At 45.7% G+C, this 23,508-nt stretch carries 19 protein-coding genes and 1 riboswitch; of the genes, 5 read left to right on the forward strand and 14 right to left on the reverse strand.

What is annotated here, in order from left to right:
• Positions 1-98: 98 nt before the first annotated feature.
• The 13 genes from ACYJZR_RS13430 to ACYJZR_RS13490 form a co-directional block, all read right to left on the reverse strand.
• Positions 99-332 carry a hypothetical protein gene (locus tag ACYJZR_RS13430; RefSeq protein WP_025613186.1) on the reverse strand — a complete coding sequence of 78 codons (234 nt, stop codon included), beginning with the start codon at positions 330-332 and terminating at the stop codon, positions 99-101.
• A 41-nt stretch (positions 333-373) separates the two neighbouring features.
• On the reverse strand, positions 374-901 hold the full coding sequence (locus ACYJZR_RS13435) for a prepilin-type N-terminal cleavage/methylation domain-containing protein (protein ID WP_025613185.1): 528 nt from the start codon (positions 899-901) through the stop codon (positions 374-376).
• A 294-nt stretch (positions 902-1,195) separates the two neighbouring features.
• Entirely contained in the window at positions 1,196-1,657 is a 462-nt protein-coding gene (locus tag ACYJZR_RS13440; protein ID WP_005456302.1) for an MSHA biogenesis protein MshF, read from the reverse strand.
• A 3-nt stretch (positions 1,658-1,660) separates the two neighbouring features.
• On the reverse strand, positions 1,661-2,884 hold the full coding sequence (locus ACYJZR_RS13445; RefSeq protein ID WP_406966397.1) for a type II secretion system F family protein: 1,224 nt from the start codon (positions 2,882-2,884) through the stop codon (positions 1,661-1,663).
• A gap of 8 nt (positions 2,885-2,892) precedes the next feature.
• Positions 2,893-4,617, reverse strand: coding sequence for a GspE/PulE family protein (locus ACYJZR_RS13450; protein ID WP_005456306.1), 1,725 nt, complete (start codon positions 4,615-4,617; stop codon positions 2,893-2,895).
• Positions 4,614-5,690, reverse strand: coding sequence for a tetratricopeptide repeat protein (locus ACYJZR_RS13455; RefSeq protein WP_406966396.1), 1,077 nt, complete (start codon positions 5,688-5,690; stop codon positions 4,614-4,616). The genes ACYJZR_RS13450 and ACYJZR_RS13455 overlap by 4 nt, the downstream gene beginning before the upstream one ends.
• Positions 5,687-6,532, reverse strand: a complete 846-nt coding sequence (locus tag ACYJZR_RS13460) for an ExeA family protein (protein WP_406966395.1) — start codon at positions 6,530-6,532, stop codon at positions 5,687-5,689. The genes ACYJZR_RS13455 and ACYJZR_RS13460 overlap by 4 nt, the downstream gene beginning before the upstream one ends.
• 43 nt (positions 6,533-6,575) lie before the next feature.
• Positions 6,576-8,219: a pilus (MSHA type) biogenesis protein MshL gene (mshL, locus tag ACYJZR_RS13465; protein ID WP_406966394.1), complete on the reverse strand. Its 1,644-nt coding sequence runs from the start codon at positions 8,217-8,219 to the stop codon at positions 6,576-6,578.
• A gap of 20 nt (positions 8,220-8,239) precedes the next feature.
• Complete coding sequence (locus ACYJZR_RS13470) at positions 8,240-8,569, reverse strand: MSHA biogenesis protein MshK (RefSeq protein ID WP_005481006.1); 330 nt, start codon at positions 8,567-8,569, stop codon at positions 8,240-8,242.
• Positions 8,562-9,212: a type II secretion system protein GspM gene (gspM, locus tag ACYJZR_RS13475; protein WP_005497276.1), complete on the reverse strand. Its 651-nt coding sequence runs from the start codon at positions 9,210-9,212 to the stop codon at positions 8,562-8,564. The genes ACYJZR_RS13470 and gspM overlap by 8 nt, the downstream gene beginning before the upstream one ends.
• The gene (locus tag ACYJZR_RS13480) at positions 9,209-10,654 is read right to left on the reverse strand and encodes an MSHA biogenesis protein MshI (RefSeq protein WP_140134661.1); all 1,446 of its coding nucleotides are present in this window, start codon (positions 10,652-10,654) and stop codon (positions 9,209-9,211) included. Before ACYJZR_RS13480 ends, gspM begins: the two co-directional genes overlap by 4 nt.
• Before the next feature lie 11 nt (positions 10,655-10,665).
• Positions 10,666-12,675 (reverse strand): RNase E specificity factor CsrD, encoded by a 2,010-nt coding sequence (csrD, locus tag ACYJZR_RS13485; RefSeq protein WP_406966393.1) that lies wholly within the window; start codon positions 12,673-12,675, stop codon positions 10,666-10,668.
• 240 nt (positions 12,676-12,915) lie between these two features.
• Entirely contained in the window at positions 12,916-13,446 is a 531-nt protein-coding gene (locus ACYJZR_RS13490; RefSeq protein WP_005466625.1) for a single-stranded DNA-binding protein, read from the reverse strand.
• Between the two features lie 278 nt (positions 13,447-13,724).
• On the opposite strand from ACYJZR_RS13490, the gene ACYJZR_RS13495 reads away from it, so the two are divergent.
• The 4 genes from ACYJZR_RS13495 (at position 13,725) to ACYJZR_RS13510 (ending at position 20,305) form a co-directional block, all read left to right on the forward strand.
• The gene (locus ACYJZR_RS13495; RefSeq protein WP_005480993.1) at positions 13,725-14,369 is read left to right on the forward strand and encodes a LuxR C-terminal-related transcriptional regulator; all 645 of its coding nucleotides are present in this window, start codon (positions 13,725-13,727) and stop codon (positions 14,367-14,369) included.
• A 257-nt stretch (positions 14,370-14,626) separates the two neighbouring features.
• On the forward strand, positions 14,627-15,499 hold the full coding sequence (gene galU, locus ACYJZR_RS13500; RefSeq protein WP_005466627.1) for a UTP--glucose-1-phosphate uridylyltransferase GalU: 873 nt from the start codon (positions 14,627-14,629) through the stop codon (positions 15,497-15,499).
• A gap of 137 nt (positions 15,500-15,636) precedes the next feature.
• Positions 15,637-18,459: an excinuclease ABC subunit UvrA gene (gene uvrA / locus ACYJZR_RS13505; RefSeq protein WP_005497272.1), complete on the forward strand. Its 2,823-nt coding sequence runs from the start codon at positions 15,637-15,639 to the stop codon at positions 18,457-18,459.
• A 67-nt stretch (positions 18,460-18,526) separates the two neighbouring features.
• Positions 18,527-20,305 (forward strand): PglL family O-oligosaccharyltransferase, encoded by a 1,779-nt coding sequence (locus ACYJZR_RS13510; protein WP_025498806.1) that lies wholly within the window; start codon positions 18,527-18,529, stop codon positions 20,303-20,305.
• A 118-nt stretch (positions 20,306-20,423) separates the two neighbouring features.
• Here ACYJZR_RS13510 and ACYJZR_RS13515 read toward each other — a convergent pair whose 3' ends face one another.
• A complete protein-coding gene (locus ACYJZR_RS13515) occupies positions 20,424-21,545 on the reverse strand; it encodes a pyridoxal-phosphate-dependent aminotransferase family protein (protein WP_025506344.1) in 1,122 nt (373 codons plus the stop codon).
• 326 nt (positions 21,546-21,871) lie between these two features.
• Positions 21,872-22,050: riboswitch (Lysine riboswitch) on the forward strand.
• Positions 22,051-22,152: 102 nt separating this feature from the next.
• Here ACYJZR_RS13515 and lysC point away from each other — a divergent pair.
• A complete protein-coding gene (gene lysC / locus ACYJZR_RS13520; RefSeq protein WP_005480997.1) occupies positions 22,153-23,505 on the forward strand; it encodes a lysine-sensitive aspartokinase 3 in 1,353 nt (450 codons plus the stop codon).
• Positions 23,506-23,508 lie beyond the last annotated feature (3 nt).

The raw sequence follows: 23,508 nt of genomic DNA on the forward strand, positions 1-23,508 counted from the left end.
AGAACAAGCGAGATAAGTATACGATGAAATTATGAGATTAATGATAGGTTTATAATTTTTCGATTCGAAGTGTGAACAGACGAACAAATAAACAATGTCTAGTTATTTTGCCCTTTTGAACGACCAATCTCTTCTTCAATTCGATCGTAAGTTTCTTTATTGCTCAATGTTTCAGAAACGTGCTCCGCGGTTTGCTTGGTTTGCTCCCACTTGGCTTCATAAGTTTCTGGTTCAAAGCTGATAAATCTTGGTAATACCACGTAACCAAGTACTGAGAAAAAAACGAGCAAAACAACAAACTCTCGAGTCGTTAACCCTCTATTATCCTTCACTATTTAGCTCCAAAATTAAAAGGGGCTTTCGCCCCTAAACTCTATTCAGATTTAGCAGTTTTAGTACAATTAGCCTCACCATCAATTACTGAAGCTTTAGCTGGTACCTGAACGCCATCTTTATCGTAATATGATTCGCTATACTTCACACACTGACTTACACCGCTCTCGGAAGCGTAAGTAACAGTACCTGCAGTACCATTTGCTGGCTTATCGCCAGTCGCATCTGTACGTGGAGATGTCGCTATCAAAACCCAGTCTTTGCTATCATTTAAACCTTGAACTGCTTTCCCTATACCATCAGCATCTGCTGTTGGGTAGCCTAAATACACAGTAACATCTTCTACCTTAGTATCATTAGCTGTCTTTGTTTCTTTTCCTTCAATCGCTGCTTTACCATAAACAATACCAGCAGCTCCATCAATTGCACCTTTCAGTCCCTGATTTACAGCTTTGCGCGCATCATCTTGCAGGTTCAAAAAACGTGGTGCCGCAGTGACCGCTAGAATACCTAGGATTACAATAACCACTACTAGTTCGATAAGGGTGAAACCACCTTGTCTTTTCATTGTTTACTCTCTCTATGTAAGCATGCAGTGTGACTGCAAGGTTTCGTTTAGGTCACGCGACCATTTTGGATATTGTCAAAACGGTTTGGAGCAGCAACGTTCACTAAAACTGACCGTGAAGTGGATACTGTATCTACCGCTTGAGCAGAATGACGAATCGCCATTATTCCGAAAAGGTTTGATAACAAAGGTAATCATTTTATGGTTTACCTTTTATTACAACCTTAGGCTTATGGTAATGTTTGCATTATACCGACTTTCATTCCCATTTATAGTACTTAAGTGTCAAAAAATTCACTCCGCCGACATTTCGACGTCTATTATCAGTCGATTAGCGGTAGACATAACTACAATTGTTTGGCCACTTTCGTAAGTATAGTTGCAGATATAACGATTACTTTTGATTGTTCCGCTAATATCTAATAACTCACTAGCCATAATCTTACGTTGCGGGTAATGAACAGCTAACCAATATCCGCAATCGAGTACGCCTTGTTGTGTGAACGGCGACACCAATCCCCCTTCAGTCATGGTGAGTTGAAAACCATCCATTTCCATATGATTGGGCTCACCTTGCACTAACCACGCTTGGTGATAACGCTGAACACTGTCTAGCATCCAAACCTTTGCGAGTTTTGCACCTGTCGCTTGTGCTTCTTCAGTGACTGGCTGCAATTTAATCGCCATTCCAACCACGATGATGACCGCAACTAAGCCAAACATAATGAGCGTTGCTCGGCTTTGATTCTCAACCACGCATTAGCCGCCTTTGATGATGTCCAGCATCCCCCACATTGGTAAGAAAATACCCAATGCAAGTACCATCACCATCCCAGCGACAATGACCAAAAGTAATGGTTCTATTCTTGCCGTCAGTGTTTTAAGGTCATAATCCACTTCTCGATCATAAAAATCTGAGACTTCGAGCAGAAGTTCATCAATACGACCCGTTTCTTCACCAACTGCAATCATTTGAATAACTAATGGCGTAAAAATATTGCTGTTGATGGCAGTAACAGAAATGGTGCTACCCGCTTCGATGGCGGCTTTCATCTCTAAAATTCGATTTTCTAAAAAGCGGTTACCCAACGCTTCACCAGCAAGTGCCAAAGATTGGTTGAGCGGCACACCTGATTTCAACATCAACGAGAATGTTCGAGCAAAACGCGACAATTGAGCGCGATTTACGATATCACCGACGATTGGTAAGCGGAGGCGAAATTTATCAAACTTCTCCCGCCCATCTGCTGTCGCAACCCAAGCTTTGAACACAAAAAATGCACCGACCATAGCAGCAATGAGCAATCCCCAGTAGCGAACAAAGAAATTGGACGTCGCAATCAAAATCCGAGTTGGAAGCGGCAACTCAACCCCAAAGCGAGTAAACATCGATGCAAACTCGGGAATCACCAGAATGTTCAGAATAAACATCGCAATGGTAATAAATACGATAACGAACGTCGGGTAGCGCATCGCGGCTTTAATGCGTTTGCGTGTTTCTAGCTCTTGCTCATAGTAGTTTGCTAGCTGCAGTAATGCTTCATCGAGTCGACCGGTATTCTCACCCACGTTGATCATGGAAACGAATAACGGACTAAACACTTTGTTGTGCGGCTGCATCGCAGACGATAAGCCACGACCATTACTCAACTCAGAAACCACATCTTCTAGCGCTTCTTTAAGCTGTTTGTTTTCACAGTTTTGCAGTAAGCCGCGCATTGAGCGCAGCAAAGGCACACCAGCTTTAGTTAAGCTGAACAACTGACGAGAAAACAGAATAATCACTTCCAGTGGAATGGCAGGAACCAATAATTTAGACAAACTAACGTGGTTCTTTACGCCTTCTTTCTCTAAGCGCAGATTGAGCGGGATGATCCCTTTATTCATCAACGCTTCCGCTGCGGCTTCTGAATTCACCGCATCGACTTTACCACTGGTTGATGAGCCGTCTAATGTGCGGCCTTGATAACGAAAAGTTGGCATTCACTTACCTACATGAAAATGGGATCAGTTTTACCCGAAGCGTCACCCTCGCCGAGGGTCATCACTTCATCCAGGCTCACAGCACCTTGCAGTGCAAGCTCCATTGCTGAGGCAAGAAGCGGTTTGTAGTTTTCTGAACGTCGAGCCGCTTGTGCAAAGCCAACCGCATCATTCGCGCGCAGCTTGTCCATCATCTCATGTTCCAGCTCAAGCATTTCAAACACACCGATTCGACCTCGATACCCCGTCAAGTTACAGTTTTGACAACCTGCGCCTTTGTGGAAAGTCACCCCAACTTGATTTGGGAAACGCCCCGCTAACCATTGTTGACGCGACTCATCGAGATGATCTTGGGTTTTACAATCTGGACAAACACGGCGAACTAATCGCTGAGCTACAACGGCACGCACGGCACTGGCAACGAGATAGCCTGGCGCCCCCATATCGATCATACGCAGTGCGCTGTCGACCGCATCGTTGGTGTGCAACGTACTCAATACTAAGTGGCCGGTTAGTGCTGCTCGCAAGCCAATCTCTACCGTCTCTTGGTCGCGCATCTCACCAATCAAAATAATGTCTGGGTCTTGACGCAAGAAGGTGCGTAACACGCGTGAAAATGTCAGGTCGATTTTGCTGTTGATCTGTACTTGCGTGATACGTGGTAAACGGTATTCCACCGGATCTTCTGCGGTGATGATCTTTTTACCCGGCTCATTGAGCTCACTCAACGCGCCGTAAAGTGTCGTGGTTTTACCCGATCCCGTAGGGCCGGTTACCAAAATCATGCCATGAGGACGAGATAACTGACGACGCAAGCGCGCCAGTAGCTCAGGCGGTAAACCCGATTCTTCTAATGGACGTAAACCTGACGACTGGTTAAGCAGACGCATTACAACCGATTCACCGTACTGAGTTGGTAACGTCGACATACGAATATCAATCGATTGGCCACGAACTTTGATGTTGAAGCGACCATCTTGTGGCAGACGCTTCTCAGAAATATCCAAGTGCGCCATCAACTTAAGGCGTAATACCAATGCAGAAGCGATGTTCACTTCGTTCAGAATGGTTTCATGCAGCACACCGTCGACACGCTGGCGTAAACGCAGGACTTTATCGTCTGGTTCGATATGGATATCCGATGCACCAACTTGCACCGCGTCCTCAAACATCGAATTAACCAGTTTTACAACGGTAACTTCTTCACTGTCGGCTTCATCGATACCATAGTCAAAGCTTTGTACGTCTTGGTGCTCGGCTTGTAACTGCTCAGCAAAGGACGCGATCTCTTTAGTACGGCGGTAGTAACGGTCGAAACTGCTGATCAACTGACGCTCAGAGGCAATGATGAACTCAAGGTTGTACTCACCTAGCAAGTTCATTAAAGACTCTTGGGTAAACAGATCCGCCGGATCACTCATCGCAACACGTAAAGTGTCACCATTGCGAGCCACCACCATGGCACGTAAACGACGAGCATGAACTTCTGGCAGTATTTGCACCGCATCCGCATCCACTGGAGCGCGTCCAAGATCGATCAACGGTAATCCAAGTTGCTGAGACAAGAACTCCAGCATTTGCTTTTCGGTAATAAACCCGAGGTCAATCAGGGCATCACCTAATTTTTGTCCGGTACTGCGCTGAGCGGATAGAGCTTGCTGGATTTGATCTTCCGATACGATGCCTTCTTCAACAAGTAGGTCACCTAAGCGTTTTCTCAACTGAATTTTCATTGTGCGCTCTCCAGTTGCTTTAAGATGGTTAATCGATCGCGAATGAAAGCTTGCGACTGATTCGAGATCCCTACTTTACCCAACGCTTCGTTGTAAGAGTTAATCGCAGCAGTAAAAGTGAGCGCTCGCTCTTGCTGAATCGCCAAACCAAGCCACCATCGGGCATTGTCTGGCTCGCGTTGAGTCAGTAGCTGGTAGCTTTCTAATGCGATGTCGTTTTGCTTTTGTTTCTGCGCAAGGGCTGCGCGCATTGCCAAGTAATCTCGACTCGGCATTGGAGGCAAGTGAACCAGTGGGCTCAGTGCCGCAGAAGGCTGATTGGCTTTAACCAATAGCTTCGACAACGCGAGTCTTAGCGGTTGGTTATCCTTCTCAAGGTTGATGCCTTCTTGCAGGATTTCGTAAGACTTTCTGGTATCCCCTTTACCGAAATAAAGCGCCGCCAGCTTTTGACGCGTTTCGATATTGCTTGGCTCATAACGCAATGCTTCGGTATAAGCAGAAAGCGCCGTTTCCATATCGTTTGCATCAATGGCTTTTTCTGCTCGACTGATCGCTTTCAACGATAACTGACGGTGTGAAAGTTCAACTTGCTCAATGCGCATTGAACTCTCTTCAACCAAATTGGTGGTCGTATTGCTCGGTGCATTCGCTACTTGCGCGATCAGCATCGGAGCGTCTGAACTCATATCCACATCCGCACGTGAACCAAATACGCCCTCACTAGGTTGAGGCGTTGGTAAAGCTGCAACTGCTTGCGGTTTTTCTACAGGTTTAGAATAAACCACGTTGCTGGTTTCTGGTGTCATCTTATTGGTAGGAGAAGATGCCAGACGGTCAGCATTAGCGGTGTCTAAAGGTTGCGTTGCGCTTGGTTGGAACGATGTGATCTCATCCGAAGGTGCAGGGCCTTGGGACACAGCCCAGCCGCCTACGGCAAGACTTAATGAAAAACCAGCAACCAACCACAACCAGGGCTTACTGCGTGAGACATTCGGAATCTCAGCACGAGTAAGTTCACTCGGTGATGTTTTTTCAGCAAGTTCAGATAATGCTTTATTGATGGCACTCAAGGTTGACTCCATCCCCAAAATACGGGTGTTTTAAACTTAGGTTTACGGGCATCAAACGTATCGTGCATGGCCGCATAAACGTGATGATTTTTCAGTAAGGTACAACGGTCGTTAAACGCAGCTAACAAAGCTTTATGGCTAATTTGGTTGATTAACCTTGGTATGCCCATGGCAGAACGCCAAATCGCTTTTTTCTGTTCAATGGAGAAAATGTGCGACCCATTGCCCGCTTTGTCTAAGCGATTATTGATGTACGCAACCCCTTCATCGACAGATAACGGACGCAGCCCACAACTGAACGTAATGCGTTGACGAAACTGTCGTAATTCGTGCATGGACAAGCGTTCATCCAATTCAGGCTGACCGAAAAGTACCAACTGAATTAATTTGTCTTGCTCGGTTTCTAAGTTGCCGAACAAGCGCAGTGTTTCTAAACCCTCAGGAGAAAGAGCTTGAGCTTCATCGACGATCAGAACGGTTTTCTTCCCGGTTGAATGCACACGAATCAAGTGTTCTTGAATTAAAGAAACAATGCGCAATGGATCGTCATTATCAATACCTAGCTCTCTTGCCACGGCAAACTGCAATTGCTCTCCATTGAGCACAGGATTGGGTAGATAGACCAATTCCACTTGCGATTCGATCTGTTCAATCAGCTTGCGACAAACCATGGTTTTGCCCGTACCAACTTCACCTGTCACCTTAATCACCCCTTCACCCATCTGCACGGCAGCTAAGATGGTTTGAATCGCCTCATAGTGAGGCACTAACCCCAAAAACATTTCCGTATTTGGGGTCAGTGAGAAAGGTTGAACTCGAAATCCAAAATGCGACAAGTACATAACGAATCACAAACTCTTTGAAAAGCTAACGTTTCTTCTGCGCTTATTGCGCATCAGGGAACCACTCTTGCAGCAAATCACGCGAGCGCTCTAGCTCTTTTTGCCAAGAGTTCACGCCAACAACGGTCGGTTTAAGCAGAATAACTAGCTCGGTTTTTTGTGTCACATTCGAAGTGTTGCGGAACAAGTGACCCAGAGCTGGCACGTCGCCAAGGAATGGGACTTTTGACACTTGCTCGACATTTTGTTGCTTCATTAAGCCGCCGATAACCACAACATCGCCATCTTTCGCACGAATGACCGAATCAGATTCGCGAATCGAGCTTTTTGCTAACGGCAATTGAATGTTTTGGAATTGACCGCCAAGGTTTAGCTGTTTTACCTCTTCCGTTACTTCAATAACTGCAGGGTGGACGTGAAGGAACACATTGCCCTTGTTGTCGATTTGTGGAGTCACATCAAGTGAAATACCCGAGAAGAATGGCGTCAGTTCTACTTCAGGGACCGCATTAGAGTTTTCACCATTACCCGCATTACTGGAAAGCTCAGTCACGAAGTACTGATCGGTACCAACTTTGATCACTGATTTTTGGTTGTTCGCCGCAGTAATACGTGGGCTTGAGAGCACATTTAGGTCGCCTTGGGTCGACATAAAGTTTAATACCGCCTCGAAGTTACCATCAGAGATCGTAACGTTGGTTTGACCGCCAAGAAGCGTACCAATCGCATCTAATGGAGGCAGAGCAGAAGCGGGGCGATTAACAATGATACTACCTGAGTTACCAATTGACGTCGATAAGTTCGACCAGTTAATACCTTGCTGGTAACCATCGCTGAGCGTGACTTCTAAGATTTTCGCTTCAAGAATCACCTGGCGCTGCATTCGTTCTTGAGACACACCCAAAAACTCACGCACTTCACGAATATCATCAGGGAAAGCTCGCACGGTGATCACGCCAGCTTGTGGCGTAACTACCACACTTTGGCCTTTACCCGAACCAATTAAGTTCGCCACCGCTTGTTGCAACATTGGCCAAAAATCACTTTCGGTGATAGTTTCAATGCGCGTTCCGCCTGTTGATGTCGTCGAGCTATCATTGCCGTTGTTGCTGTTGTTGGAATCTGAAGAGTCTGAACTGTCAGAGCTACCACCAGAACTAGACGTACCAGCCGAAGTAATGGAGCCCGTGACAATGCTCGTCAGTGAGCGACCTGAGCGTTTAAACTGTAGGTAGTCGACTGGAATCGTCACCGTACGCATACCTGCCGGATAAACTTGGATTACTTTGCCCGATTTCATGACATCGTAACCGTACATATTTTGTACAACGCTAAGCACTTCATCTAATGTCACGTCAGAAAGGTTGACCGTGATATTGCCTTGAACCGCTGGATGAATCGCAACGCTGTATTCTGTCCCTTTTACCAATGAAGCAAAGAAACTTCTCGCCTCTACTGCATTGGCTTGGATACGAAAACGCTTTGACGTTCCGTTATCAGAAGAAACATTGGAGTCTAAGTTAGGCATAAGATCCGCTTCTACCGAAGAAGGAATTTCCTCCAACGCGCGGCTATTCGCTTGATTGATAGATTCATTGAGAGCTTGCTTCACTTCAACCGGATCGCGGTGACCCATCGAACATCCCATTAAAGAAGCAATCGTTATTCCTACAACTAATTTGCGCATATCTGATCAGGCTCTGGTTATTATTTTTTTACGTTTAAACCAAAAAGCTCAAGGTTCCACTGACGGCTACCACGCTTTAAAGTTACAAATTCACTATTAATGCTTGCTACTCGATAACCGTTAAACAGTTCACCCTGTTCGACAAGTCGGTTATTCATGATTGCGACACATTCGGTATTTGGCTTACAGACAATGCTGTTCAGTGTCGGCAAGCGGTATTGTTTCGCTTTGGGCTTGGCAGACACCTCTGCTGGTTTTTGCCAACCAAGTGGTGCAGTTGGATCCTGATTTGCCAAGACTGAACCAGACAAGGCGATAGCCGCGATTGAGATAATGAGTTTTTTAACCACCGATAAACTCCTCTCGAGAACCTAATGTGTACACTTCAAGCACTAACTTCGCTTTTGGATATTCTTCTACTTTGTAACTGAAGCTACGCCAAAAATAGCTGGCAGGTAAGCTCTCTAACTTGTTTAAGTAGTTGGCGATAGAAAAGTAGTCACCAGTTAGCTCCATGCGTACTGGGTGTACGTAGTAGCCAGAGTATTGTGATGCTTCTTTATCTTCTGTGATCGGCTCAGATGGCAGAGTCTGCAATGACACCAAGTGAATGCCACTTTGCTGCTCTAATACGCTCTCTAATACGCCCGCCATTTGTGAAGGCGTTACCAAGTGTTCAATAATTTGCGACAACTGCATCGAAAGATGCTGACTTTCCGTCAACAGGTTGGAAATTTCCAAATCAATATCTGCGTTTGGATCTTTCTTCAATTGAGCCTTAACACGTAAAATATCAATTTCTGTTTTTTGGTTTGACTGCTTTAAGTTACTCAGCTGTCTTTCATTGTTTGAGATCTGATTGAGCTTAGGTTCTAGCACCAACGTAAACAGCAACATAACTACAGTCACGAAGCCACACAGCGCCACCAGCATTTTCTCGCGCGCGCTCATGTCTCCAAAGCGCTCTTCTAATGAGCTCCAGAATTCGTTCATTTCTCTTTATCCTCGCGCGTTTTCAACTCAAACGTCACTATGTCTTTCTCATTGCGACCGATTTTCACGTCGTCAAATGTTCGCCCAACAAGACTGATCTCATTCTTGAACTGGCTAACCCAACTCGGCACTGAACTCGGAGCTTTCGCTAAGCCTTTTAAATCCAAGGTGTTGTTGTTGATGCGAATTTCGGATAAAGAGATTTCTTGGTTGCCCAATTTTGCTAATGACTGCATCACACCTGAGTAACCCGTGCGTTGCGAATCATCGTACTTGCCCACCGCTTTCAAGGAATCTCGCTTAGCTTTGACTTCACGCTCTAGACGCGCTTTGGCCGCTAACTTATTTGGATCAGGCTGATGCTTACGCAGCTTCACTTGGTAGTAATCTAAGTCAGACTTAAGAATATCGCCCTTGCCTTTCACAATCGCGATTTCATCTTCCAAACCTTCACTTTGCCAAGACACGTAGCCGTAAGACAACAGAATCACAGCCGCAGCCGCACCCCAAGAAATCGCCACATTTTTTAGCGTAAGGAGATCTTTTTTCGGCTTTAAATGATCAGGATATAGATTGACGCGTCGATTTGTAGACGCCGCCGCCGCATCCGCAAGCACATGACCAGAGAGTTCATGTTCTTCAGGCAGTAGTGACGATACTTTGGTGCTTAAGCGGTAGTTAAGCGACTGAACCAATTCGTTCTCATCTTCTTCATCACAGCACACTTTCAATTGGTGTAACTGAACCTGACGAAGCTGAGCAGAGAGGTAATCTATCGAACGTTGCAGCTCCAGAGACAAACTGTCCATCTGTAGCTCGCTTGACGGTACGCCAGTAAGAGGAGGTGTCACGCTACGAATCGAACGATGAAATGCAATGGTGTGCTCAACAAAAGCACTGATGCGGAAATGCCCACGCGCGCTGCGTTGCAGCAACAAAAAGTTACCAAGCTCACCAGCGGTATCACCCCAAACATCATCTTCCGGAATGATCGCTTCTAACGGCAATTGAGCACGACTAGCCAGTAGCACAATTTTATCAAGCATCTTTCTTGATAAAACATAAGCTTGCACTTTACTTGAGTTTGGTAGCTCTACCGCATCAGCGATGATGTCGATGGCACGCTCAGAAATAAGCTCTTTGAGTAAAAACGGCAGCGCCACCGACCACTCTTGGCGTGGCATGGCTGGCTTGTCGATTTGATACATCTGATAGTAGTTGTGTGACAGCACTACGGTCAGAGAATCATAAGCGCTCGCGGCCACGCTTAACGCTTGCTCAACAGCGCGTTCCCAATTTGATTCAGAAATTTCAAACTGAGACGGACGGCCACTTTTAGCTGGTGATGATAAATAAACTGCGTCTGGCTGAATAACCAAAAAACAAGAGCGACCACCACCAGATGATCGCATCAGCTTGTCGAATACTGCTTTAAATTCCATGATTATTATCTTTATTTTTTCCGCCAGCGATTTCGTCTTCCCAATTTAACTTGGGATTCTGATTGAGAATGTTGCGCTGTTTGTGGGCGAGGAAGATATTGCTGCTCTGCAGAAAAATAGCGTCCTTGTCCGCCGTACACACCTAATTCAAGAAGCGTGTTTAGCTCTTGTTGATTCTCAATTCCCACTGCTATGATTTTGGTTTTGCTGTTCGCCGCTGCACCTAGCATACTGCGGACAAAAAGCTGGTTCTCATGTCGCTGATCGATTTTTGCTACCAAGCTGCGATGAAGCTTGAGATAACGAATGTCCACTTCTTTTAGGTAGTGAGTGCTGACGATGGTTCGTCCCGCTTGCCCCACCATGAGATGGCATCCCAAACCGGCCAGCATTTTAGCGACTGGTCGCATAAAGTCTAAGTGTCTTACAAATTGTGCTTCCACAAACTCAAAATTGAGACACTTTCTCTGCTCGCGTGACAACTGTAAGAGTTCATCACGAAACCACTTGAAGTATTCGCGACTCGAAAAAGGCGTCACATTTAGATTTAGAGCATAATTTTTAGAGCTGTCAAAATTCTCTTTAAAGTCTTTTAAGAATTTATGAAGTACAGCTCTATCCATTTGAGCTTCATAGCCCACTTGTCTGATAGCAGAGATAAATCGGGACGCTTTAACAATGCCATTTTCAGGATCCCGAATTCGACATGTTAACTCTTCGTGTAAGGCTTTTTTATGCGTCGCATCACTTATTGAGTAAACCGATTGTGCGTAGAGTATCACACTTTCTGATGTAAGTGCCGTATCAAATAACGTACGCCATCTCACACTTCCGCGCGCTTCTTCATCGTGGTTCCATTTCTTAAAACGGCTCCAGTTATTGTTGTTTTGTAGCTGCGCACTTCTGAGTGCCGTTTCCGCCTCATCAATAATTTGGCTGTGTCGCTCTCCCTCTTTGTACATAGTGATACCAATATGGCACCAGTTGTCGGGGTCGAGCGGATCTGGCGGCGTAAGTTTCTCTAGTTGACGAATACATTGTGAGGCCAAGTTGGCAACATCTTTGGCGCTTTGATGAGGTAAGAACAGTGCAAAATCGGCATCGTAATAACGCGAGAACACCACATCAGGGTAACGCTGCACTAAATTGGATAACAAGCTGCCGACTTCAACAATAAACTCATCGGTGATTTGCTTATCTTGCTCTTCTTCCACGAGCTTCCAATCTTGAATACGAATCAGCAAGACCGCGCCACGTGCGCCACTCTCTAAAAGAGCCGATTCCAGCTTGCTATCAAAGAGCACTCGATTGGCTGTTCCAGTGAGCTTATCGAGAAAAGTTTGAGTGCGGATAAAGGTATCAAAGCGGCTGCGCTCCTGGCGCGCATCCTGTAATTCTTCAATCAACACGTCAAGTGCTTCACTCGCGGTGTAAGGCCACTCTTTTTTATCTCCCTTGGCGTATTGCTCAACTCGCCCCGCCAAGATCATTCTTCCTCGCTCTTCCAGCATTTCTGAACCAGCAAGCTGCTCTTTTAGCCACGCAACACCGCGCATCAAACAAAAGATGATCAAAATAACGGCGAGAGTGATCGACCACAACGCCTGCATGGAGTAGCTGTAACCTAAGTAAGGAGGGATGGCTTTAAAGCGGATGACATAGTCTTGATTGTGAGTTAACTGGTACTCAGTTTCAAACAAGGCCGACGCTTCTATTTGATGCGAAGTGTCTTTGAACCGATAAACGACGGCGTTGTTTGTCGAGAGCGTCATTTCAACGATGTTGCTTGCTTGCAACATTTTGGGCATCCAACGCTGCATAGAATAAGCTGCATCAGGATCTTCCATCTCTTTATCAACAACCTCGACAATCCCTTCCAAGTAGTGGGTAAGATATTCTTGCCCAAGTCGTTTGAAAGAGAGGGTGCCGCCGACAAACAAGATAAACATTGCGCATATAACGATCATGGTGACAAAAGCCACCAGCCGCGTGCTTAGCTTAAGAGTTGGGGTATACCTCATGAATACCAAATTCCTTTTCTATTCATCATATACCTTATTGAAATATTTATACTTGATAAGTGCTCGGCAAACAATCGGATTAGTCTGATTGTGAGAGTTTGAAGCATATAGAGAATTGCTTTCATTGATAAGCTTTATCGTTAGTGCGAAGTGATTAAAAAGATCGGGCTCACATGCTGAATTCAGGCAATAAAAAAGCCGCGATATTCGCGGCCTTTTCGATTCAAACATAGCGGGGATTTAGAACGGAATATCGTCATCAAAATCCATTGGTGGCTCGTTGTATTGCTGCTGTGGTTGCTGCGGAGCCTGTTGCTGCTGTTGAGGTGCATTGTATTGCTGCTGAGCCGGTTGTTGAGGTTGACCCCAACCGCCTTGCTGCTGTTGTTGACCGCCCATTGCAGGAGCGCCACCTTGAGCACGGCCACCAAGCATTTGCATTACGCCATTGAAACCTTGAACCACAACTTCTGTTGAGTAGCGATCTTGGCCACTTTGGTCTTGCCATTTACGAGTTTGAAGTTGGCCTTCAACGTAAACTTGTGAACCTTTACGCAGGTATTCACCAGCAACTTCTGCCAACTTACCGAACAACACAACACGGTGCCATTCTGTTTTTTCGCGCTGTTCGCCAGTCGCTTTGTCACGCCATGACTCAGAAGTAGCAATCGTGATGTTTGCTACCGCACCGCCATTAGGCATGTAACGAATTTCAGGGTCGTTACCTAGATTCCCCACCAAAATAACTTTGTTAATTCCACGGCTGGCCATGATGTGCTCCGTTTCACTCTGGATCTGTATATTAATTTTAGCGCAATAGAATACACGCTTTGATGTTTTGGTTAAAGCCCAATGCCATTGTGTTCGATCACGCCCTACGCTAGAACCAAAATCTCAGTTCAACTTTCATATGTAGCATTTTTGATTCGCGTTGCAGACTTCATTCGTGAACCTTTGAATCTCAACGCATTTATTCACCAAAGCTATAGCTCTCCCCATACTTTAATGCCAACTTACGGCCTCTACTGAACCTTGGGAGATTTGAACACGTGAGAAAGTCGGCTTACGCAAGAAAGCTATTTCTGATTAGTATGGAAGACGATGCTGCGCAGAAAGTCGCATCATTAGAAAAGTACATCGATATGAGCATTCCTGTAATCTCAACCGATGCCCTAATGGAAGCGAAACCCGAACATCGAAATAAAATTCTACTCATTGACTTCAGTGAACATAAATCACTCGTTCAATCGATTAAAAACCTGCCATTGGTTTGGAAGAACTTTGAGACGGTCGTGTTCAACGTTCCAAAACGCCTCACTACGGATGAACTGCTCGCCTTCGGTCAATTAAAAGGCTTGTTTTACAGCGAAGATTCTTTAGAACAAGTAGGCGAAGGACTGAAAGGCATTGTCAACGGGCAAAACTGGCTACCACGCAACGTAACCAGCCAACTGCTGCACTACTATCGAAATGTGATAAATACTCACACCGCGCCAGCAACCGTCGATCTCACCATTCGCGAACTGCAAGTGCTGCGTTGTCTGCAAGCTGGAGCATCGAATAGCCAGATGGCAGAAGAACTGTTTGTTAGCGAATTTACGATCAAGTCGCACCTGTATCAGATCTTTAAAAAGCTCTCAGTGAAAAACCGAGTTCAAGCCATCGCTTGGGCCGATCAAAACTTGATGTCTTAACCTTACATTCATGTATTAAGACGACTAATAGAACCAGAGATTACGAGCCCAGCGAGTCGAATAGTGAACACAAGGAGAGGGTAAGTTTCCTGATTATTGTTAGACATAGCTCCTCAACAGCGGCACGGCCTGACTGATCATGCTTTTTTCCGCACTGCGTCTCACATTTTTTCCTACTTTATTCATGATTCATGCGCGACTCTCGTGTTAAAGTGTTGCGCAGATTCTTGATAATGACGAGAAAGGATATTCCCCCAATGATTAAAAAATGTCTGTTCCCTGCTGCAGGCTATGGCACGCGCTTTCTTCCAGCTACAAAATCAATGCCAAAAGAAATGATGCCAGTAGTGAACAAACCGTTGATTGAATACGGCGTTGAAGAGGCAATTCAAGCTGGTATGAACGGTATGTGTATTGTGACAGGCCGTGGCAAACACTCAATCATGGATCACTTTGATAAGAACTACGAGCTTGAGCACCAAATTAGCGGTACCAACAAAGAAGAGTTACTTGTCGATATTCGTGAGATCATTGAATCAGCGAACTTTACCTACATTCGCCAACGTGAAATGAAAGGTCTAGGCCACGCGATTCTAACGGGTCGTGAACTGGTTGGTGATGAACCTTTCGCTGTAGTACTTGCCGATGACTTGTGTGTGAACGAGGAAGAAGGTGTTCTTGCTCAAATGGTTGCGCTGTTTAAGCAATTCCGCTGTTCTATCGTGGCAGTACAAGAAGTACCTGCTGATGAGACGCACAAATACGGCGTGATTTCTGGTGAAATGATCAAAGATGACATCTACCGCGTAGATGACATGGTAGAAAAACCAGAACCAGGCACAGCGCCAAGCAATCTTGCGATCATTGGTCGTTACATCCTTACCCCTGATATTTTTGAACTGATCGAAAACACAGAGCCAGGTAAAGGTGGTGAAATCCAAATTACGGATGCGCTGCTGAAACAAGCAAAAGCAGGTTGTGTTCTCGCATATAAATTCAAAGGTAAGCGCTTTGATTGCGGTAGCGTAGAAGGCTACATTGAAGCAACAAACTACTGTTTCGAAAACTTGTACCTAAAAGATGAAAAGAAGTCTGAATTAGGTAAGCACGCAACAAAGAAAGAAGTGTAAACCTTTCATCAGCCTAGACTCTAAAGCCCGGTTTTATACCGGGCTTTTTGTTTACTGTTTTTTTGTCCAGTATTCCTTTGCACATTTCTCACACTATGTAATACTTGCCCAACTTGGTTATACATAGAGCAAAAATGATGGATAAAATAGAAGTTCGCGGTGCCCGAACCCATAACCTCAAAGACATCAATCTGACTATTCCTCGCGATAAACTGACAGTAATTACTGGGTTAAGTGGCTCCGGTAAGTCCTCTCTCGCATTCGATACCTTATATGCAGAAGGCCAACGACGTTATGTCGAATCACTGTCTGCTTATGCTCGTCAGTTTTTGTCTCTTATGGAAAAACCAGATGTCGACCATATCGAAGGTTTATCACCGGCGATTTCTATTGAACAAAAATCGACATCGCATAACCCTCGCTCAACCGTCGGTACCATCACCGAAGTTTACGACTACTTACGTCTGCTTTACGCTCGTGTTGGTGAACCACGCTGTCCTACTCACCACGCCCCATTAGCCGCACAAACTGTCAGCCAAATGGTGGATAAAGTATTGGAACTGCCAGAAGGCAGCAAAATGATGCTGCTTGCTCCAATCGTAAAAGAGCGCAAAGGTGAGCATGTAAAAACACTAGAAAACCTTGCCGCACAAGGTTTTATTCGAGCGCGTATTGACGGCGAAACTTGCGATCTTTCAGATCCTCCAACACTTGAGCTACACAAAAAACACACCATTGAAGTCGTGGTCGACCGATTCAAAGTTCGCCCAGATCTGCAACAACGTTTAGCAGAGTCATTTGAGACGACGCTAGAGCTTTCTGGTGGTATTGCGGTGGTTGCTCCGATGGATGGCGATGGGGAAGAAATCATCTTTTCAGCGAACTTCGCTTGTCCGCAATGTGGCTACAGCATGCAAGAGCTGGAACCGAGATTGTTCTCATTTAACAACCCAGCAGGCGCGTGTGGAACTTGTGATGGCTTGGGTGTACAACAGTATTTTGATCCAAACCGAGTGATTCAAGATGACTCACTCAGTTTGGCACAAGGTGCCATTCGTGGTTGGGATCAAAAGAATTACTATTACTTCCAAATGCTGACTTCATTGGCGGATCATTATGGATTTGATTTGCATGCTCCGTTCAACTCTCTGCCAAAGAAAACGCAAGACGTTATTCTCAAAGGCTCAGGCCGCACCGAGATCGAGTTTAAATACATCAATGATCGCGGCGACATTCGCGTAAAGCGCCACCCATTCGAAGGGATTTTAAATACGCTTGAACGTCGTTACCGCGACACCGAGTCCAACTCAGTTCGAGAAGAGTTGGCTAAATACATCTCGACAAAATCATGCTCAAGCTGTGGCGGTACTCGTCTACGCCTTGAAGCACGTAATGTATTTATTGCCGATACTACCTTACCTGAGATCGTTGAGCTCAGTATTGCAGATGCCCTTACCTTCTTCCAAACACTCAAGCTAGAAGGTCAACGTGCGCAAATTGCAGAAAAGGTCATGAAGGAGATCAATGATCGTCTACAGTTCCTTGTAAATGTGGGCTTGAACTACCTTAATTTATCCCGGAGTGCAGAGACGCTATCCGGTGGCGAAGCACAACGCATTCGCTTAGCGAGCCAAATTGGTGCAGGTCTTGTTGGTGTCATGTACGTCTTAGATGAACCGTCGATTGGCCTCCACCAGCGTGATAACGAACGACTCCTAAAAACACTGACTCATTTGCGCGATTTAGGTAATACCGTACTCGTGGTAGAACACGATGAAGATGCCATTCGCTGTGCCGATCACGTGATTGATATTGGCCCGGGAGCGGGGGTACACGGCGGTAATGTTGTTGCCGAAGGAACCATGGACGAGATCATCGCCAACCCGAACTCTCTCACAGGTCAATATCTAAGTGGCGCAAAAGAGATAGCAGTCCCTAAAGAGCGTACCCCTCGCGATCCAAAGAAAACCGTCGAGCTACTAGGCGCAACAGGTAACAACCTGAAGAACGTCGACTTGTCTATTCCTGTCGGATTGTTTAGCTGTATTACTGGCGTGTCTGGCTCCGGTAAATCAACCTTGATCAACGATACGTTCTTCAAAATTGCACACACCCAACTCAATGGCGCTACTACTGCACACCCATCGCCTTATAAGTCGATTAAAGGTCTAGAACATTTCGATAAGGTTATCGACATCGATCAAAGCCCAATTGGCCGAACACCACGCTCGAACCCTGCGACGTACACGGGAATCTTTACCCCTATTCGCGAGCTGTTTGCTGGTACGCAGGAATCACGTTCACGTGGTTACAAACCTGGCCGCTTTAGTTTTAATGTTCGCGGTGGTCGCTGTGAAGCTTGTCAGGGGGATGGTGTTATCAAAGTCGAGATGCACTTCTTACCAGACGTGTACGTGCCATGTGATGTGTGTAAAGGGAAGCGCTATAACCGCGAAACACTGGAAGTACGCTACAAAGGCAAAACCATCGATGAAGTACTGGAAATGACCGTCGAGGATGCTCGCACCTTCTTCGATCCTGTTCCTGCGATTGCCCGCAAGCTGCAAACTCTAATGGACGTTGGTCTGTCTTACATTCGTTTAGGTCAAGCGGCAACCACATTATCAGGCGGCGAAGCGCAGCGAGTGAAATTGGCAAGAGAGCTATCCAAGCGTGATACGGGTAAAACCTTGTACATTCTAGATGAGCCAACAACTGGTCTGCACTTCCATGATATTCAGCAGCTATTGACCGTACTTCATCGCCTGCGCGATCACGGGAATACCGTTGTGGTTATCGAGCATAACTTGGACGTCATCAAAACAGCAGACTGGATCATCGACTTAGGACCAGAAGGCGGACAAGGCGGCGGAGAGATCATTGCCCAGGGAACACCAGAAGATGTGTCTCAGATCGAAGGTTCGCACACAGCTCGATTCCTTAAGCCTATGTTGAAATAGAAAAAACGGGTAAAGTACAAAGACCAGCCAACGCTGGTCTTTTTTCATTCAAAACAACGCAATATATATGGCTACTATACATGTAAGTGGAACCAAACTTTCTCCTGAAAAAGTACAAGTTCCTCTCAATCGCAAGTTTCTCATCGCCTTGGCCGTTCTGTTTTTACTGGCCATGCACTTTTTTATGCCCAATCCAGGTGGATCAGGGTTAGCCTTATCCTTCAACGCAACAACGTGGATTGCATTTAGCTTTGCGTTAGGTATCGGTTGCTATCAGCTCGCGAGTAACCGCATTTTACGCTATTCAAAGCTAACCATCGGGTTACTGATCAGCGCGATCATCATGACGTTGCCAGTATTCTACCCCAATGCGGACAGCACTCTGGCAGCGAACAAACTTATCGGCCTGTGGAGTGGTTTCCTGTTTTTTGTTGTCTTACAGCAATTTCATTTCAGTAATAAGCATCGCCAACGGTTACTTTGGTTCATCGTACTGGCTGTCGTGATTGAAGCTCTATTTGGTCTGACGCAATATCTTTTTCTAAAACCAGGGAATCCTTTCGGCTACGACACGATTGCTAACCGTCCGTACGGGATCTTTCAGCAACCGAATGTGATGGCAAGCTTTCTCGCTACTGGATTAGTCATTGCCAGTTACCTTCTAGCTCGCCAACCCTATAAGTATTCACGTAAGCTAAGCGACGTTTACCTTTTGTATGCCGTACCTGTTGTTACCTTGCCGTTGATTGTCGCGTTAGCTTCGCGCACAGGATGGCTAGCGACCATCATCGGTTTGTTGTTAGTGATTCCGTATATGTATCGCTTTGCAACCAAAGGCCGCTTTATTCGCTGGATCGCAGCTTTGGTTACGGGCTTGGTGCTCTCGTTCGTTGTAATGAGCATTGCATTCCCGGATGGAAGTGGACTGGCGGCTGAGAAAGTGAATATGGAATCACCTCGAGCGTACACTTTCCCTCAAACCTTGGATATGGTGATCGAGAAACCGTTCACTGGCTACGGTTACGGTAAGTTTGAATCTGAGTACATGCTGTACACCGCGCGCCAGCATGCGCTGAATGAGAACTATCCTGCAGGCTTGCCATCGATGGATCATCCACACAATGAAATGTTGTACTGGGGCGTAGAAGGTGGGCTTCTGCCTGTATTAGGCATAATCCTCGCAATGGGATTGGTTTTACATAGGATTTATCAAGCCAAACGTGGCACACGCCTAGCGTTGCTTGCGTTATTCATTCCTATCGTACTTCACTCTCAGTTGGAATATCCGTTTTATCACTCTCTCGTGCACTGGCTGATTTTCATCATTTTGCTGTATTGGGTCGACCAGCGTGTCTCGCGCTATCGCCAAGTTGGGTTTAGCAAAGTGACCAAAAGTCTACTGCGCGTTTTTAGCTTGGTAATTCCGGCCGTGTTTACCTTCTATATGGTGAGCGCACTACACACGAACTACATTCTGACGAAGTTCGAAACTACGCGACCAACTAACCCTGATATTTTGAATCAGGTAAGTAACCCGGTCGTATGGAAAGACAGATTTGACTGGGACGTTTACAGTACCTTTTTGAATATTGGTCTGTACAAGCAAGATCCAAGTTTGATTCAACCTTATATTGATTGGTCATTGCAGATCATTAAAGATAAGCCACGCCCTGCGTTCTACAATAACTTGATCTTGGCTTATCAAGGACTGGATGACAGCAGTAAAGCAGAACAAATTCGTGCTGAGGCTCAATTCCTATTTCCGAACATCGACTTTAGCCAAGTAAATTATCAACCACCCTCACAAGCCCAATCGGCAACGCCTAGCGTGTCTGATGCGGAATAGACAAACAAAAAAGCGAAGGACTTCCTTCGCTTTTTTGTTTTCAGCCCAACGATTTTAGGCCCTGTTGGTCTATGAGTAATAGAGTTCCAAGCTCTTGAGACGCTCTAATGCGCAACTCTTACTCAGTTAAAGACTCTTCCAGAGCCTTCAAGCACAGCGCGACATTTTCCGCGCGAGCACCGTATCCCATCAATCCAATACGCCATGCTTTGCCAGCTAACGCACCTAGCCCTGCACCAATTTCAAGGTTGTAAGTTTCAAGTAGATGCGCGCGAACTTTCGCTTCATCGATCCCTTCCGGCACATAAATCGCGTTCAATTGAGGTAAACGGTAAGATTCTTCCACTACAAATTCAAAACCCAGTTTCTGAAGACCATCTTTCAACTTCTCATGCATCAATTGATGGCGAGCCCACGCGTTCTCAAGCCCCTCGTTCTGTAACACAAGCAGCGCTTCATGCAATGCATATAGGCTATTCACTGGAGCGGTGTGATGGTAGCTACGCTTACCTTCCCCACTCCAATACCCCAACACTAAGCTTTGATCGAGGAACCAACTTTGAACTGGCGTAGTGCGCGATTGAATTTTTTCGATAGCAGCCGGAGACAGCGTCACCGGAGACAAGCCTGGCACACACGACAAACACTTTTGACTGCCTGAGTACACAGCATCAAGCTGCCATTCATCGACTTTTAACGGAACGCCGCCTAACGATGTAACGGCGTCCACAATCGACAGCACATTATATTGCTTGGCTAACTTACCTAGAGTTTGCGCATCACTGACAGCACCGGTTGATGTCTCAGCATGTACAAAAGCCAAAATTTTTGTATCAGGATGTTGCTGTAGTGCTTGTTCAACTTTATCTACTGAAACAGGCGCACCCCATTCATCATCCACTAGCACCACTTCACCACCAGCACGAATAGCGTTTTCACGCATGCGCTCGCCAAAGACACCGTTTCGACAAACGATGACTTTGTCACCTTTCTCAATCAAGTTAACGAAACAAGTCTCCATCCCAGCACTGCCTGGAGCAGAAACCGCAATAGTGAACTCATTTTCGGTTTGAAAAGCGTATTTCAACAGCTGTTTAAGCTCATCCATCATCGCGATAAACAGAGGGTCTAGATGACCAACCGTTGGACGGCTAAGGGCTTGCAATACCTGCGGATAAACATCGGAAGGACCAGGGCCCATTAAAATTCGGTGAGGGGGAATAAAGCTTTGGATCGGCATGTCAGCTCCTTGATTGCAGTCATTTAGCCTGAAAGAAGTCATTTTTAGAATTATTTGCCATCAAAACATCGTCACTCTTCATGCTTTGCAAGAAAACTCACTTGAATTATTTAACAAGTCGTTCACCAGAAAACAGGAGCAATTTTTATTTCGGTTAGCAATACATTCAGGCATCAAAGGTTTCACACTAATGTATTTTGTTGCACACGGCAATTAGCCCTAAGTATAGAGGTCAAACCACTGTCACAATTTCGTTAATAAAAACCATCATTCTGGTTGAAATATTGATTGACATTGTGACGTCAAAACCGTTCAATGTTTGAGCTTTATGTAGAAGAGGAGCACTGCCCAGGCAGATGATTTGTGGAACCGCAATTCCAATACCAATCATTCAGGGGGAGTAGTGCCGAGGTAAGTCAAAATTGCAGGGTTTGGCTTGTCGGTTGACTTGGGTTGAGTCCCATCAACTGTCATCAGCACCGTCTGATGAAGAGCTTCTGAGGGTACATTTTCAAATGACAATCTAACTACCTCTCTTTTTGCTCTGTTCCTTTCCTCACAAAACATTGGATGTGTATATTTTTTAGGAAGTCGTGGGAGAAACGCAGTGAGCGCATTTAACGTAGCTAAATTCGGTGGGACCAGTGTTGCCAATTTTGAGGCAATGAGTCGTTGTGCCACCATCATCGAAAACAATCCAAATACTCGCCTTGTTGTTAGCAGCGCTTGCTCTGGGGTAACCAACATCTTGGTAGAACTGGCCAATGGAGTTCAAGATCAGGAACACCGTGCTGAGTTACTAAAAAACCTAGCTGAGATCCATGATTCCATTTTGGCTCAATTGGAAGATGCGACAGAAGCTTCTTCAGAGGTGTACGGAATTTTAGATACCGTGACCAGCCTTGCAGAAGCCGCCTCAATTCAAGCAAACACCAAACTGACCGACCACCTTGTGGCATGTGGTGAGTTAATGTCGACGCACATTTTGGCGCAACTCATGCGAGAGCGTGGTATCAATGCAGTGCGATTTGATATTCGTGAAGTACTAAGAACCGACGACAACTTTGGTCGCGCAGAACCGAATGTCGAAGCCATTGCTCAACTAGCCCAAGAGAAGCTTATCCCTTTATGCCTTGATTCTGTCGTCATCACACAGGGCTTCATAGGCTCTGACGAAGAAGGCAATACAACAACGTTAGGCCGTGGTGGTAGCGACTACAGTGCAGCCTTGATTGCTGAAGGTGTGAAAGCATCTGGACTTGAAATTTGGACAGATGTTCCTGGTATTTACACGACCGATCCTCGCATCGCACCAAAAGCGTCACCAATCCCCGAGATCAGTTTTAGTGAAGCCTCTGAAATGGCTAACTTTGGTGCGAAAATATTACACCCATCAACACTGGTCCCTGCTCTGCGCCATGATATCCCGGTTTTTGTTGGCTCATCCAAAGAACCAGAAAAAGGCGGCACGTGGATTCGTCATCAAGTCGAAAGCTCACCACTATTCCGAGCTCTCGCTCTGCGTTGTAATCAAACGATGGTCACTCTACGTAGTGCGAACATGTTCCATGCGTACGGCTTCTTAGCAAAAGTATTTGAGATTTTAGCCAAGCACAAAATTTCGGTAGACCTTATCACCACATCAGAAATCAGTGTGTCACTCACGCTAGATCAAACTGATACCTCAGGCGGCGCACCACAACTTCCTCAAGCAGCACGTGAAGAGTTGGAAGAGTTGTGTAAGGTCGAAGTAGAACATGACCTTTGTTTGGTAGCCTTGATTGGTAACAAGATGAGTGAACGTAAAGGCTATGCGAAGCAAGTGTTTGGTACGCTAGAAGATTTGAACTTACGCATGATCTGTTATGGAGCAAGCCCTCATAACCTATGCTTCCTTGTGAATGAGTCAGTGGCGAAGCAAGCCATTCAGAAGCTGCATACAGAGCTCTTCGAACAATAACAT

The organism is Vibrio sp. RC2502 (assembly GCF_054850435.1).

Coding starts and splice junctions, on each gene's coding strand:
- ACYJZR_RS13435 (WP_025613185.1), bottom strand. CDS start 901: ATGAAAAGACAAGGTGGTTTCACCCTTATCGAACTAGTAGTGGTTATT.
- ACYJZR_RS13445 (WP_406966397.1), bottom strand. CDS start 2,884: ATGCCAACTTTTCGTTATCAAGGCCGCACATTAGACGGCTCATCAACC.
- ACYJZR_RS13450 (WP_005456306.1), bottom strand. CDS start 4,617: ATGAAAATTCAGTTGAGAAAACGCTTAGGTGACCTACTTGTTGAAGAA.
- ACYJZR_RS13460 (WP_406966395.1), bottom strand. CDS start 6,532: ATGTACTTGTCGCATTTTGGATTTCGAGTTCAACCTTTCTCACTGACC.
- mshL (WP_406966394.1), bottom strand. CDS start 8,219: ATGCGCAAATTAGTTGTAGGAATAACGATTGCTTCTTTAATGGGATGT.
- gspM (WP_005497276.1), bottom strand. CDS start 9,212: ATGAACGAATTCTGGAGCTCATTAGAAGAGCGCTTTGGAGACATGAGC.
- ACYJZR_RS13480 (WP_140134661.1), bottom strand. CDS start 10,654: ATGGAATTTAAAGCAGTATTCGACAAGCTGATGCGATCATCTGGTGGT.
- csrD (WP_406966393.1), bottom strand. CDS start 12,675: ATGAGGTATACCCCAACTCTTAAGCTAAGCACGCGGCTGGTGGCTTTT.
- ACYJZR_RS13490 (WP_005466625.1), bottom strand. CDS start 13,446: ATGGCCAGCCGTGGAATTAACAAAGTTATTTTGGTGGGGAATCTAGGT.
- galU (WP_005466627.1), top strand. CDS start 14,627: ATGATTAAAAAATGTCTGTTCCCTGCTGCAGGCTATGGCACGCGCTTT.
- uvrA (WP_005497272.1), top strand. CDS start 15,637: ATGGATAAAATAGAAGTTCGCGGTGCCCGAACCCATAACCTCAAAGAC.
- ACYJZR_RS13510 (WP_025498806.1), top strand. CDS start 18,527: ATGGCTACTATACATGTAAGTGGAACCAAACTTTCTCCTGAAAAAGTA.
- ACYJZR_RS13515 (WP_025506344.1), bottom strand. CDS start 21,545: ATGCCGATCCAAAGCTTTATTCCCCCTCACCGAATTTTAATGGGCCCT.